Below are 13,786 nucleotides of genomic sequence, written 5' to 3'. Positions count from 1 at the left end.
GGCGGGTTCCGTCGTCGGATCGGGGGCGGCGATCGCCGGCGGGGACAGCGGAACGGTCAGGGCGCACAGCACCACGAGCACGAGCGGGATACGACGCAGTTTCATGAAGTCCTCAGTGTCGGGTGCCGGTTGCCGGCATGGTGCTCAATCCATGGACGGTCTTCTCCCAGAAGAACGGCCGGAAGATCAACTGGTACACCGCCTTCATCGATGCCACCGCCTGCAGAACCCAGTAGCCGGGGGCCAGCAGCGCGGGCCACCAATGGTGTGGCTTGCCGATTGCCTGGGCCAGCAGGAATCCGGTGTACATCGAAAAGGGTGTGCCGACCAGGAACAGCACCAGGCTGATGTAGTAGGTGAACGGTGGAAAAAACATGGTGACGAAGTTGGGGCGTCCCGCGATCCACGCCACCACCAACCCGCCGAAAACCAAGTTCAGCAGGTTCGTGATCGGGATGCCGCCGGTCATGTTGATCAGGCGCAGCGTGGCCTTGGTGCCGATCTCGCGACGCAGCACCAGCGGTCTGCGCAGGTGCACGATCATCGTCTGCAGGTAGCCCTTGTACCACCTTGATCGCTGCCGAACCCAGTTGACGACATCGGAATTGGCTTCTTCCAGAGTGATCGAGTCCAGGATCTGGGTGCGGTAGCCGTGCCGCGCCAAGCGCACCCCGAGATCGGCGTCTTCGGTCACGTTGAATTCGTCCCAGCCGCCCACCTCGAACCACACCCGGGTGGGGATGTGGTTGCTCGTCCCGCCCAGGGGCACGACGCAGCGGGCCCGTTCGACGGCGGGCAGGACCACACCGAACCACTGGTCGTACTCGAGCGAGAACCACCGTGTGAGTAGGTTCTGCGTCTCGTTGAAATAGCCGAGTCGGCCTTGCAGACAGCCGATCTCGGCGGGTGCCCGGCGGAAGGCCACCACCGCCCGCCGCAGTTGCAGCGGCTCGGGGATGTCTTCGGCGTCGTAGATGGTGACGTACTCGCCGCGCAGATCCGGCAGCGACATTCCGTAATTGCAGGCCTTGGGTTTGGTCTTCGGCAGGCTGTGCGGCACGACGACCACGCGCAGGCCCGGGACGGTAAAACCGGCCAGCGCTTGGCGTGTCGCGGGGTCGTCCTCCTCGACGAGGAGGAGCAACTCCAGCCGGTCGGCGGGGTATTCCAGCCGGCCGACACCCTTCACCAGGTTGGTCACGATCGCGGGCTCGTCGTAGACCGGCATCAACACGGTGTAATACGGCAGTTCGTCGTCGGGGATGGCCCGCGCTTCTTCGTCGGAGATTCTGACCAGGGCGGGGCTGCGCAATCCGCTGAGCATCAGATACGCGCGGTCGATGGTGGACCACAGGTACAGCACGGCGACGATCGCCGTGACCACGGTGATCGTCACGGCGGGGTACACCACGGCCAGGCCTATGCCGGCGGCCACCACGGCCAGCACTCGCAGAATCGACTTGGGCCCCAGCGCGGTACGGGCGGAGAGGTGTCCGGGGAGCAGACGTGCGGCGGTGGTCACGCAGGTGCCCCTGCCGACAGGATTTCACGGGCCACCGCGTTGGTCGCGGCGAGTACCGGCGCGGGTGTCGAGTTGGCCGGATCGGGTTGCTCGCGTGCCAGCCAGGCCAACGGTTCGATCAGCGAGTTACGCAGGGTGAGCGGGCGCGGCGCCGGTGGCTGGCTCGGCCGGACACCCTGGTCCATGATGATCGTGACGCGTTGATACCCGGTGGGCACCTCCCAGATCCACGTCAGCAGGTACCAGTCACTGGACTGCCCGGGCCGGCTGACGCTGGCCCCGCCGCTTTGCAGCGACACCGCCGACACCGGCGCCGGCAGCGATATCGGCTGGTAGTTGGTGGGTGCCGGTGACGGGTACCAGATCGCGGAGGAGTAGTCGCGCAGCCGGGCCAGGCTGGGTGCCGAGATCACGTCGATCGCCAGTCCGCTCACCTCCCGTCCGGCCGGGAGCTGATAGCGGGTGAGCGTGGCGCCGGGTCCGACGAAACGGCTGATGAAGTCGAACTGCGCGACCGGCCGCAGGCCCAGCTGGGTGGCCCAATTGCCGTGGGCCATCGGCGCGTCCGGCTCTTTCGGCGCGTGCAGCGAGGTGAACAACAGCGCCAGTGAGATGACGATGAGCGCCGGATACGACCACCCGCCGCGGTGGGGGAACTGGGTGCGCAGGTGCGGGAATCGCTGCGTACCGGTGACGTGTGCGCCGTGGTGCACGACGAAAATCGTGAGCAGCGGCAGCGCGCCGGCCACGATCATCATCCGCGGCAGCAGGCTGTCGGTGAGGTAGCCGGTGAGGGGGATCAACGCGGCCGCGATCCCAAAGTTGAGGCCGGTGGCCAGCAGTCGCCAGCGCCAGTTGACGACCCTGGCGGAGAAATACACGGCCACGGTGCCGAACACGGCGGCGACGAAGGCGGCGTCCTCGTCGGAGCCGCCCAGTTCGGCGGTGAGCAGCAGGTAGGTCATGACGGGAGCGGTGAGGACGACGTATGCCCACACCGTCCACATGCGCAGGACGTGGCGTACCGAGAACACCACCATGGCCGCACCGGCGGCCCACAGCGCGGGTCGTAGGTTGTCCACCCGCCAGAGTGCGGCCAGGGTGGGCAGCCGCTGGCTGAACAGTGTGACCGCGAGGAAGCCGCCGCCGCAGACCAGGATCGCGACGATCCAGTCGGTCTCGGCGTCGGAGACGCCCTGCGGCGGCCGGGTGTAGCCGGCCACCACCAGCGCCGCGAGCAGGGGCAGCATCAGCGTGTATCCGCTGAGCGAGCCGGCGGCGGCTTCGCTGAAACCGTTGACCGCCGGCACGACGTAGGCGATCGCCGCCAGCGCGAGGACCAGGACGATGCGTGCCCACAGTTCGCGACGCGTCGCGACGTAGGACAGCACCGCGCGGCGGCGCCGGGGCCCGGCCGGGGCGGTGGCGACCGGCAGCGGCACCGTCGTGGGTTCGGCCATCGGGCGGTACGGGAATGGTTCGGGCGCGACACGGCCAGCAGTGAGATCTGCGTGGCTACTCACACCGTTTCCTTCGCCCCGAATGGTTTGCGCAATCCCATGGCAGTAATGGAATGGCGCCCGTCGGAGTTCAACTCCGACTGCTCAACGCATCAAACGCCGAGAGAATCATACAAATTTGTCGAGGGTTCCGCAGCTCCCGGCGCATTTATCGTAATTTGCCATGTTCGCATTTCTGTGAACGACTCTTAATTAACCGACGGGTAGTTTCGCTGAACGGGGGGGAACGGCGCGCCGTCGCTTGGGCTGCCACACGGCATCCGAGTGTTGCATCGATCCCGGTTACGGAAAGCTGGTGTGGTGACCGCCGCCCGCACCACGTCGATCTACATTGCGTCGCCCGAGGGTGACACCGGTAAATCCACCGTCGCGCTCGGCATTCTGCACCGGCTGACCGCGATGGTGCGCAGTGCCGGGGTGTTCCGTCCGATCACCCGGCGAGAGAACCGCGACTACATTCTCGAGTTGTTGCTGGCGCACAGTAACGCCGGGCTCAGTTACGAGGACTGCGTCGGGGTGACCTATCAGCGGCTGCATGCCGATCCCGAGGGCGCGATCGCCGACATCGTCGACCGCTACCACGAGGTGGCCGCGCGTTGCGACGCCGTCGTGATCGTCGGATCCGATTACACCGACGTTGCCACGCCGACCGAGTTGAGCATGAACGCGCGGATCGCGGCCAACCTCGGCGCGCCGGTCCTGCTGTCGGTGCGGGCTCGCGACCGCACCCCCAAGGAGGTGGCCCAGGTCATCGAACTGTGTCTGGCGGAGCTGGCGGCCCAGCACGCCCACACGGCGGCGGTGGTGGCCAACCGGGCCGACCCGGCCCAGCTCGAGGCGGTCGCGCAGGCCTGCGCGAACCTGGGCCCGCGCGTATACGTGCTGCCCGAGGAACCGCTGCTGGTGGCCCCGACCGTCGCCGACCTGAGCAGCGCGGTCGACGGGGTCCTGGTGCACGGCGACTCCTCGCTGCTCGGCCGCGAGGTGATGGGCGTGCTCGTGGCGGGGATGACGGCCGAGCATTGTCTGGAGCGGCTCACCGAGGGCGTCGCGGTGATCACCCCCGGGGACCGGTCCGATGTGGTGCTGGCCGTCACCAGTGCCCACGCCGCCGAGGGCTTTCCGTCGCTGTCGGCGATCATCCTCAACGGCGGGCTGCCCATGCACCGCTCGATCGCCGAGTTGGTCGCCGGGCTGGGGCTGCGGCTGCCGATCATCGCCACCGACCTCGGCACGTTCGAGACCGCCAGCGCGGTGGCCGCCACCCGGGGCCGGGTCACCGCCACCTCACAGCGCAAGGTCGACACCGCGATCGCGCTGATGGACCGCTATGTCGACATCGACGACATGCAGAACCGCCTGAGCCTGCCGATCCCGACGGTGACCACGCCGCAGATGTTCACCTATCAGCTCATGGAGCGGGCACGGGCCGACCGCAAGCGGATCGTGCTGCCCGAAGGCGAAGACGACCGCATCCTTCGTGCGGCGGGCCGGCTGTTGCTTCGCGGCGTGGCCGAACTGACCATCCTGGGCGATGAGGCCCAGGTCCGTTCCCGCGCAGCCGAACTCGGTGTCGATCTGACGGCGGCCACCGTGCTCAACCCGCGCACGAGTGAGTTGTGCGACGAGTTCGCCGCCCAGTACGCCGAGCTGCGGAAGAAGAAGGGCGTCACGGTGGAGCAAGCCCGCGAGATCATGCACGACGTCTCGTACTTCGGGACGATGCTGGTGCACAACGGGATTGTCGACGGCATGGTCTCCGGTGCGGCGCACACGACCGCCCACACCGTGCGGCCCGCATTCGAGATCATCAAGACCCAGCCCGACGTGTCCACGGTGTCGAGCATCTTTCTGATGTGCCTGGCCGACCGCGTGCTGGCCTACGGCGACTGCGCGATCGTCCCCGACCCGACCGCCGAGGAACTCGCCGACATCGCGATCAGCTCGGCGCGCACGGCCGCTCAATTCGGCATCGACCCACGGGTGGCGATGCTGTCCTACTCCACCGGTGACTCCGGCAGCGGCAGCGGCGTCGAGAAAGTCAGGGCTGCCACCGAATTGGTGCGCGAACGCGCACCGGAGCTGTTGGTCGAAGGGCCGATTCAGTACGACGCCGCCGTCGACGCGGACGTCGCGGCGGCGAAGATGCCCGGCTCGGCGGTGGCCGGGCGCGCGACCGTGCTGATCTTCCCGGATCTCAACACCGGCAACAACACGTACAAGGCGGTGCAGCGCAGTGCGGGGGCCATTGCCATCGGGCCGGTGTTGCAAGGGCTCAACAAGCCGGTCAACGACCTCTCGCGTGGCGCGCTCGTCGAGGACATCGTCAACACCGTCGCGATCACCGCGATCCAGGCTCAGGGGCAGTGATGTCGGCTACCGTACTGGTGCTCAACTCCGGTTCCTCGTCGCTGAAATACCAGCTGCTGCAACCGGAGACGTCGCTGTCGCTGGCGCACGGGATAGTCGAGCGGATCGGCGAAGAGACGTCCTCCGCGACGCTGGTGCTGCCCACCGGGGAGGTGCGCCGCGACGGCCGGATCGCCGACCACGAGGCGGCCCTGCGCACTGCGTTCGATCTGTTCGGGGAGGCCGGCCAGGACCTGGACAGCCTGGGTCTGGTGGCCGTCGGCCACCGGGTGGTGCACGGCGGCCAGGACCTGTACCGGCCTACGATCGTCGACGATGCGCTGATCGCCAAGCTCGCCGAGCTGGCGCCGCTGGCACCGCTGCACAACCCGCCCGCGGTGCTGGGAATCGAAGTGGCCCGGCGCGTGCTGCCCGACCTGCCGCATGTCGCGGTGTTCGACACCGCGTTCTTCCACGACCTGCCGGCCGCCGCCGCGACCTATGCGATCGACCGGGACCTGGCCGCCCGCTGGCAGATTCGGCGCTACGGCTTTCATGGCACCTCACATCAGTACGTGAGCCAGCAGGCCGCGCAGTTCCTCGATGTGCCGATCGAATCGCTCAATCAGATCGTGCTGCATCTCGGCAACGGCGCCTCGGCATCAGCCATCGCCGGTGGGCGCCCGGTCGACACCTCGATGGGCCTGACCCCGATGGAGGGGCTGGTCATGGGCACCCGCTCCGGTGACCTCGATCCCGGTGTGCTGGTGTACCTCTGGCGCACGGCAGGGATGGGGGTCGAAGAGATCGAGACCATGCTCAACCGGCACTCCGGGATGCTCGGGCTCAGCGGCGAGATCGACTTCCGGGTCATTCACCGGCAGATCGAATCCGGTGACGAGGCAGCACGATTGGCCTACGAGGTGTACATCCATCGGCTGCGCAAGTATGTCGGTGCCTACCTGGCCGTGCTGGGTCACACCGACGTGTTGACATTCACCGCCGGTGTGGGCGAGAACGACGCGCGGGTGCGGCGTGACGCGCTGAGCGCGCTGGCGCCGCTCGGGATCGAACTCGACGAACACCTCAACGACAGCCCGGCACGGGGTGCGCGGCGGATCTCGGCCGAGAAGTCGCCGACGACGGTGCTGGTGATCCCGACGAACGAGGAGCTGGCGATCGCCAAGGCCTGCCTGACCGTGCTCTAACGCGGTGGTCGCGGATCGCGCGGGTCGTCGGGGTCGGGATCGCCGAACCACCGCGACGGGCTGTGCGCCGGGTAGGTGTCGTGCCAACTCCACCATTCGTAGGGCTTGGTCTGCGGGTAGCCGGGTGGGGAGTCCTCCCAGCTCTCCTGGCGTCCCAGCGCGGTCATGTCGAGGAAATGCCATGTGTTGACGAACATCTCGTCACCGCGACTGTCGATGAAGTAGGTGCGGTAGATCTGATCGTCGTCGCGGATGAACGCATTGGTGCCATGCCATTGGTCCACCCCGAAGTCGACGTCGAACGCGCCACCGGGACCGGGCACGATCGTGAACCACGGGATGTCCCAGCCCATGGCGGCCTTGATCCGCGCGATGTCGGCCTGCTCGCCCCGCGAGACGTAGACCAGGGTGGTGTCGCGGGCGTTGAGGTGGGCGAGGTTGGCGACGTGATCGGCCATCAACGAACATCCGACACAGCCGTGATCGGGCCAGCCGTGCACGCCGGGGTCCAGGAAGGCGCGATACACGATCAGCTGGCGGCGGCCGTCGAACAGATCGAGGAGGGTCACCGTGCCGTCGGGCCCGTCGAACTGGTAGTCGCCGCGCGCCGGTGTCCAGGGCATCCGCCGGCGCTGCGCGGCCAGCGCATCACGCGCTCGGGTCAGTTCCTTCTCCTGGACCAGCAACTGCTGACGGGCCGCGGCCCATTCGGATGCCGAGACGACGGCGGGTGTCTCCACGGGGACCTCCAGGTCGTTAAACAAAGATGTTGAATATCCGTCTCCAGCGAACCATGGCGGACGGTCTATAGTCAACAAGATGGTTGAAGATCAGGACTTGGACCGTGCGTATGCCGCGCTGGCCGACCCGACGCGTCGCCACCTGATCGAGACGCTGCGCAACGGCGACGCGCGGATCACCGATCTCGCCGCCCCACTGCCGATGACGTTCGCCGGCGTGTCACGGCACATCGGCGTGCTGGAATCGGCCGGGCTGGTGGCGCGCGACATACGCGGCCGCGAACACTGGGTGTCGCTGCGGCCCGACGGGCTGACCGCCGCCCAGCACTGGCTCGACGAGCAGACCACATTCTGGTCGGTGCGAGCCGACGTCCTGGCGGCACGGCTGCGTCGCAAGAACGGCCGGCAGCGATGACCGGCGACACGGTCACCGTCGTCGTCGAGCGGGTCATGCCCGCCCCGCCGGACGTGGTGTTCGACCAGTGGCTCGACCCGGAAGCGTTGCGGGACTGGATGTGTCCGCACCCGGTTCACGTCGTCGACGTCGGCGTCGAGGCGCGGGTGGGAGGTACCCTTCGCTTCGACGTCGACGACGGCGGCACCCGGGTGCTCATCAGCGGACAGTTCCTTGCCATCGAACGCCCGACGCTGCTGCGCTTCACCTGGAGCAACTCCGACTGGGAAGACCCGACCCAGACCAGCGTGGTGACGGTGTCGTTCACCCCCGCGGGCAGCGACGAGACCCTGATGTCGATCGAGCATTCGCTCCTGCCGCCAACCGAATTCGAGTCGTTCCACACCGGGTGGATCGTCACGTCCGACCAACTGGCCGTAAGGCTCAGCAATCGCGAAGGGCTTTGACAGCCACGCCGCGTAGCGTCGGCGGCCGTGGTCGTCGGGTCGTGGACGCTGGACCCCGTCGCGCTCGCGGTCATCGCAACCCTGAGTGCGGCTTATCTGCACGGCCGGCGGCGGATCGACCACGCGACGGTCGGCCGCGGGCGCCTGGTGTGCTTTCTGCTGGGGATCGCGGTCTGGGCGGCTGCCACCTTCAGCGCCGTCGGCGCCTATGCGCCCGTGCTGTTCTGGGATCGCGCCCTGCAAGTTCTGCTGCTGATTCTGGTCTGCCCATTCCTGCTGGCACTGGGCCGCCCGGTGACAGTGCTGTTCGGCGACCGGGTGGCACGTTCTCGCGCCGTTCGCGTGCTGGGCGCACCGCTGACCACCTCGGCCGCCATGCTCGCCACGCCCTGGCTGCTGTACCTGACCCCGTGGTACGTCGTCTCGATGACCGGACCGCCGGCGACCGCGACCCGGCTGGTCCTCGTCGTCGTCGGCTTCGGTTACTTCTACGCCCGCCTGCAGAGCGATCCGGTGCCGCGCCGACTCTCGCCGCTGGTCTCGATCGGGATCAGCGTCGTGGAGTCGCTGGGCGACGGCGTGCTCGGCGTGGTGCTGTGGCTGGGCCCGCTGATCGCGGTGGACTATTACACGGCGCTGCAGCGGAATTGGGGACCCAGCCTGCGGATCGACCAGTCCATCGGAGCCGGCATCCTGTGGATTGCCGGTGACGTGCTGAGCATCCCGTTCGTGCTGGTTCTGCTGCACCAGCTCGGCAGCCATGAGCGCCGCCGCGCCGAACGGGTGGACGCCGAACTGGACGAGACGCCGCAGCCGTCGGCACCGGGGCTCTGGTGGCAGAGCGATCCCCAGCTCAAAGACCGGTTCGGCTAGAGCGTGAGTCAGAAGTTCACGTGCAGAAGTACCGGGAGTGACGAGGCGTCTCTGAAGGCGCGGTCAGTCTGATCGGTGCCAATGAATCAATGACTCAGGACATTAGAACGTGCTGGTGGGGCGCACGTTGTTGGCCATGTCGACCAGGGCGTAGCGATGCGCCTGGGTGGTGGCCACCCGGGCCAGGCTGCGCAGCGACGCCTCGACTCCGAGCCGCAAGCCGTGCTCGGTGAACGGGAAGCCGAGGATGTGGTTGGTGCTGGCGGTGTTCGCGCTGATCCAGTCCATCGCGGTGCCCAGCACCAGGGCGCGGATCTGCAGCACCCGCGGTTCGGAATCCGGCAGCGCCTCGACACGGCGGGCGGCATCGCGGATCTGCTCTTCGGAGAGTTCGTGCGCCGAGCGACCCGACAACAACGTCACCGCGCTGGTCAACCGTGCCGTGGTGAAATGTCGTGACGACGCCGGTACTTCGTCGAGCGTGTGCACCGCGGCCGCGCGGTCACCTTCCACCGACTGAGCACGGGCCAGGCCGAATCCCGCCGAGATCGAGTTGTTGTCGGTGTGCCACACCGTGCGGTAGAACGGCAGCTCGTCGGATGTCGCGGCCAGTTCCGCCGTCGCCGCCAGCGCCAGCTTGGGTGCCAGCTCGCCCGGGAAGATGTCCAACACCTCGGTGAAATGCTTTGTCGCCGAATCGTAGTCGCCGGTCAGTAACTCCGAAACGGCCTTGAACCAGATCAACCGCCAGCGCCAGCCCACCCGCTCGGCGAGCTCATCGAGCTTGCGGTTGGCCTTGGCGACATCGCCGAGGTCGAGTAGGGCGCGCACCTCCATCAGTGGCAGTTCCACCGACTCCGTCAGGTCGACGCCCTCGGAGTCCAGCACGCCGTGCCGGGCCGCGCGCAGTGAGTCCAGGGTCTGCACCGGCTGGGACAGCACCGTCGCCGAGAGTACGGTCGCCGCGATGTCGGTGGGGTCGACCAGCGGAACCGGCAGGGCCGTCACGATTTCGGTGGCCGTCAGCTTCTCGGCGTGCGCCAGCCCGTCGAGGTACACATCGGTGTGGGCGACCAGCAACTCCACCCCGAACGTCGACCGGGTCCGGGTGAACACCGTCGACAGACCGGGTCGCGGCACCCCGGTGTCCTCGGCGACCACCTCGCGCAGCACGCCGAGCAGCTGCGAGGACATCTCCTCGGCGCTGGCGAACCGGCGCCTCGGGTCGGGGTCGATCGCCCGGCGCAGCAGGCGGGCGAACGAATCGTATTTCACCAGAACGGGATCATCGTCGGGCAGGCCGTCGACGTAGCGGCCCTTGCGGGTGCGCAGATTCAACGTCAACGCGGCCAGGGTGCGCCCGACGGTGTAGATGTCGCTGGCGACCGTCGGACCCGTCCGCACGATCTCCGGCGCCTGATATCCGGGGGTGCCGTAGAGGTAGCCGAACGAATTGATCCGGGACACTGCGCCGAGGTCGATCAGCTTCAGCTGTTCCTCGGTCACCATCACGTTCTCCGGCTTGAGGTCGTTGTAGCACAAGCCGATCGAATGCAGATAGCCCAGCGCGGGCAGGATCTCCAGCACATAGGCGATGGCTTCGGAGACCGGAAGCTTCTGCCCCTTGTGGGTTTTGAGGGATTTACCGCCGACGTACTCCATCACGATATAGCCGACCGGCTCGCCGTGGGAGTCCGGATGCTCGACGAAGTTGAAGATCTTCACGATCGACGGATGCACCACTTCGGCCAGGAACTGCCGCTCGGCCATCGCGATCGCCTGCGCCTCGGCGTCGCCGGAATGCACCAGACCCTTGAGCACCACCGGGCGTTCGTTGACGTTGTGGTCGACCGCCAGATAGACCCAGCCCAGGCCGCCGTGCGCGACACAGCCTTTGATCTCGTACTGGTCGGCGACCATGTCGCCGGGGACCAGCTGCGGCACGAACGAATACGCGCTGCCACAGTGCGGGCACCAGCCCTCCGAGGCGGCCTCACCGTCCTTGGTCGAGCGGCCCACCGGTCGTCCGCAGTTCCAGCAGAAGCGCTTCGATTCGGCGACAACGGGATTGACCATCAACGCGGTGAGCGGGTCGATCTCGGGGAAGCGCGGGATCTCCACCAGGCCGCCGCCGAGCCTGCGGGTCGGCGACAGCTTGCGGGCCACCGTCGGGTGATGCATGGCCTCCGGCTCGGTGCCGACGCTGCCCACCGAGTCCTCGTCGTCGTCGAAATGGGGGCGGTAGATCGCCTGGGTGGCCATCGGCCGCATCGTCGACATCGAATCCATGGCGAGGTCGTCGAAATTCGCCGGCTGGGTGCCGATGTCGACGTCGGGCTGATCTGGGGTGTCCATCAGTCCAGATACCTCGGCGTAGGAGGTGCCGGTGCCGGCCCGAGCACCGTCAACCACTTGCGGTACAGCGTGTTCCACGTCCCGTCGCGGCGGATGCGCTCCAGTGTGCCGTTGACGAAACGCACCAGGGGCGTGTTGGTGAGGTTGATGCCGATGCCGTACGGCTCCTGGGCCATGTTCGGGCCGATGATGTGCAGATACGGATCCTGGGCGACCAGTCCGGCCAGGATGGAGTCGTCGGTGCTGACCGCATCGACTTCACGCTGCTGCAACGCGACCAGGCAATCGGCCCAACTCACCACCGTCACGATGATCGGCGGCGGGGCGATCTGACGGACCCGGTCCAACGACGTGGTGCCGCTGGCCACGCACACCCGACGCCCGGACAGATCTGCGGCCTGCGCGATGGCCGACTCCCGCGGAGCCAGAATGCGTTGGTAGGCGGTGAAATACACGGTCGAGAAGTTCACCAGCTTGCGTCGCTCGCAGGTGATCGTCATGGTCTTCACCACGATGTCGACGGTGTTGTTCTGCAGCGCGGCGATGCGGTCGGCCGAGGACAGGATCCGGTACTCGACCGCCGACGGGGTGCCGAAGATGTCGCGGGCCACCTCGCCGGCGATGTCGACGTCGAAACCGGTGATCTCGCCCGTGATCGGATCGCGGAACGAGAACAGGTTGCTGCCGACGTCCAGGCCGACGATCAGCCGGCCCCGGGCGCGGATGCCGGCCACCGCCGCGTCGGCCTCCGCCTTGGTTCCGAACGGCCGCAGGCTTGCGGTGCGGTTGCAGTCGTTCTCGGTGGGGTCCGGCGGTTGCGGCGGCTGCGGGGGAAGCTCCTGCATCCCGGCAGGCGTCGGCGGGGCCAGCGTCGGCACCGGGGGAGTGCTGATGTATTCGGTCTTGCCGCACCCGGTCAGCAGGGTCGCCGCGGCGATCCCGATGCACAGCAGCCGACGAACCCTCATCAGCGGCTGTCTCTTCTTCGCGCAAGCGCTCATCAGCGGCTGTCTCTTCTTTGCGCAAGCGCTCATCAGCGGTACTCGCTCAACCGTGGCCACAAGCCCAGCGCCACCGCCAGCGCCGCGCCCACCGAGAGCACCACGCCCCCGACCGTGGTGCCCGACAGCACCCGGCGGGCGGACAGGATGTCGTTGCGCAACTGGTTGCGGCTCTCCCGGATCCCCAGCGACAGCGCGGCGTCGAGCTTGTCGAACGCCGGTGTCGAGTCGTCCTCGCCGGTGCCCAGGGCGACCTGGGTGGCGGCCTGGTAGTTGCCCACCGAGATGTAGGCGTTGATCCGCTCGTCGGCCTGGCGCCACTTGGTCAGCAGCTGGTCGGCGTTGGCCAGGTCGCTCTTGGCGATCGCGTCGTTGCGGGCGAGGTACTCGTTGAGCTGGGTGTGCATCGCCTCGACACGCTGGTAGTAGGACCGTTTCCGGAGATCTTCGTCGCCCCGCCGGATCAGCGACAGCGTCTCGTCGGCGCGCGCCTGCTGGGCGGTGATCGCCAGGCTAGTCACCGTTTTCAGCGACTCGGCCGCGGTGGTCTTTGCGGCCCGGCTACCTGCGGTGGAGATCAGCAGCGCCGATCCCACCCAGATGATCATCACCACGATCGCCAGGCCGCCGGCGATCAGGCCGACGTTGATCCGGCGCTTGGTACGACTGGCCAGCCACCGGTGCCCGAACACCCCGAACAACAGGGTCACCGCCACCACCAGGATCACCGGCGCCGGGATGCGGGTGGACGCCGTCGTCTCGGCGTCGACCCGTGCCGAGGTCTGTTCGTAGAGCCGCTGCGCGTCGGGCAGGATCTGCTGCTGCATCAGCGCCGAGGCCTCCGACAGGTACGACGAGCCGACCGGGTTGCCCATCCGGTTGTTGGTCCGGGCGGTCTCGATCAGGCCGGTGTAGACCGCGAGCTGCGCATTGATCCGGCCCAGCAGTTGCACCAGCGGCTCGTCGGTGAGCCCGCTGGCGGCCCGGGTGACGGCCACCGCGGCATCGGTGATCGCCTGCTCATAGCGCTGCCGCACGGCTCGCGGCTCGGAGCCGGCGATGAACGCGGTCGCCGCGGCGGCATCGGCCACCGACAGCGTGGTGTAGAGCTGACCGGCGGCGAACGACAGCGGTTCGGTGTGGTTGAGAACCGTGGTCAGCTGGTTCTGCCGGTTGGTGATCGTCGTCGAGGTGGCGAACGCGGACAGGACACCCAGGGTCGCCAAGATCAGTCCGAGGGTCAGGATCCGTCCCGGCGTGGTCCGCAGGAACCACCACCGGGGATGAGCGGGCAGGGTCGGCGACCGTTGTCCCAACGGTTCGGTCGACGGATGCGCCAGCTCAACGGTCACCTCTC

At 67.6% G+C, this 13,786-nt stretch carries 11 protein-coding genes; 5 read left to right on the top strand and 6 right to left on the bottom strand.

Annotation, left to right across the window (positions count from 1 at the left end; all coding sequences use genetic code 11):
• Nucleotides 1–112 precede the first annotated feature (112 nt).
• Nucleotides 113–1,522, bottom strand: a complete 1,410-nt coding sequence (locus tag MSZK_RS07725; protein ID WP_371411297.1) for a glycosyltransferase family 2 protein — start codon at nt 1,520–1,522, stop codon at nt 113–115.
• Complete coding sequence (locus MSZK_RS07720) at nt 1,519–2,982, bottom strand: hypothetical protein (protein WP_099246472.1); 1,464 nt, start codon at nt 2,980–2,982, stop codon at nt 1,519–1,521. Before MSZK_RS07720 ends, MSZK_RS07725 begins: the two co-directional genes overlap by 4 nt.
• A 360-nt stretch (nt 2,983–3,342) precedes the next feature.
• Here MSZK_RS07720 and pta point away from each other — a divergent pair, with 360 nt between their 5' ends.
• Nucleotides 3,343–5,412 (top strand): phosphate acetyltransferase, encoded by a 2,070-nt coding sequence (gene pta, locus MSZK_RS07715; RefSeq protein ID WP_199203231.1) that lies wholly within the window; start codon nt 3,343–3,345, stop codon nt 5,410–5,412.
• On the top strand, nt 5,412–6,599 hold the full coding sequence (locus MSZK_RS07710) for an acetate kinase (protein ID WP_099246468.1): 1,188 nt from the start codon (nt 5,412–5,414) through the stop codon (nt 6,597–6,599). The genes pta and MSZK_RS07710 overlap by 1 nt, the downstream gene beginning before the upstream one ends.
• On the opposite strand, the gene MSZK_RS07705 is transcribed toward MSZK_RS07710, so the two are convergent.
• Nucleotides 6,596–7,339, bottom strand: coding sequence for a DUF899 domain-containing protein (locus tag MSZK_RS07705; protein WP_099246466.1), 744 nt, complete (start codon nt 7,337–7,339; stop codon nt 6,596–6,598). The two genes, MSZK_RS07710 and MSZK_RS07705, sit on opposite strands and share 4 nt — an antisense overlap.
• Before the next feature lie 79 nt (nt 7,340–7,418).
• Here MSZK_RS07705 and MSZK_RS07700 point away from each other — a divergent pair, with 79 nt between their 5' ends.
• From MSZK_RS07700 to MSZK_RS07690, 3 genes are read left to right on the top strand one after another with little or no spacing between them, the layout of a single operon-like run.
• Nucleotides 7,419–7,754, top strand: a complete 336-nt coding sequence (locus tag MSZK_RS07700) for a helix-turn-helix transcriptional regulator (protein WP_099246464.1) — start codon at nt 7,419–7,421, stop codon at nt 7,752–7,754.
• Nucleotides 7,751–8,200, top strand: a complete 450-nt coding sequence (locus MSZK_RS07695; protein ID WP_099246462.1) for an SRPBCC domain-containing protein — start codon at nt 7,751–7,753, stop codon at nt 8,198–8,200. The genes MSZK_RS07700 and MSZK_RS07695 overlap by 4 nt, the downstream gene beginning before the upstream one ends.
• 27 nt (nt 8,201–8,227) lie before the next feature.
• Nucleotides 8,228–9,073: a cytochrome c oxidase assembly protein gene (locus tag MSZK_RS07690; protein WP_099246461.1), complete on the top strand. Its 846-nt coding sequence runs from the start codon at nt 8,228–8,230 to the stop codon at nt 9,071–9,073.
• Nucleotides 9,074–9,175: 102 nt separating this feature from the next.
• Here the strand turns inward: MSZK_RS07690 and MSZK_RS07685 are convergent, their stop codons facing one another.
• The 3 genes from MSZK_RS07685 to glnX all read right to left on the bottom strand — a co-directional run bounded on the left by MSZK_RS07685 (nt 9,176) and on the right by glnX (nt 13,781).
• Nucleotides 9,176–11,428 carry a serine/threonine-protein kinase PknG gene (locus MSZK_RS07685; protein WP_099246459.1) on the bottom strand — a complete coding sequence of 751 codons (2,253 nt, stop codon included), beginning with the start codon at nt 11,426–11,428 and terminating at the stop codon, nt 9,176–9,178.
• Nucleotides 11,428–12,396, bottom strand: a complete 969-nt coding sequence (locus MSZK_RS07680; protein ID WP_099246457.1) for a glutamate ABC transporter substrate-binding protein — start codon at nt 12,394–12,396, stop codon at nt 11,428–11,430. The genes MSZK_RS07685 and MSZK_RS07680 overlap by 1 nt, the downstream gene beginning before the upstream one ends.
• Nucleotides 12,397–12,461: 65 nt before the next feature.
• Nucleotides 12,462–13,781: a protein kinase G-activating protein GlnX gene (gene glnX, locus MSZK_RS07675; RefSeq protein WP_099246455.1), complete on the bottom strand. Its 1,320-nt coding sequence runs from the start codon at nt 13,779–13,781 to the stop codon at nt 12,462–12,464.
• Between the last annotated feature and the right edge of the window lie 5 nt (nt 13,782–13,786).

The sequence above is a fragment of the Mycobacterium sp. shizuoka-1 genome, from assembly GCF_002723835.1.
GTDB lineage: Bacteria > Actinomycetota > Actinomycetes > Mycobacteriales > Mycobacteriaceae > Mycobacterium.
This window is presented reverse-complemented; position numbering and strand designations above follow the sequence as displayed.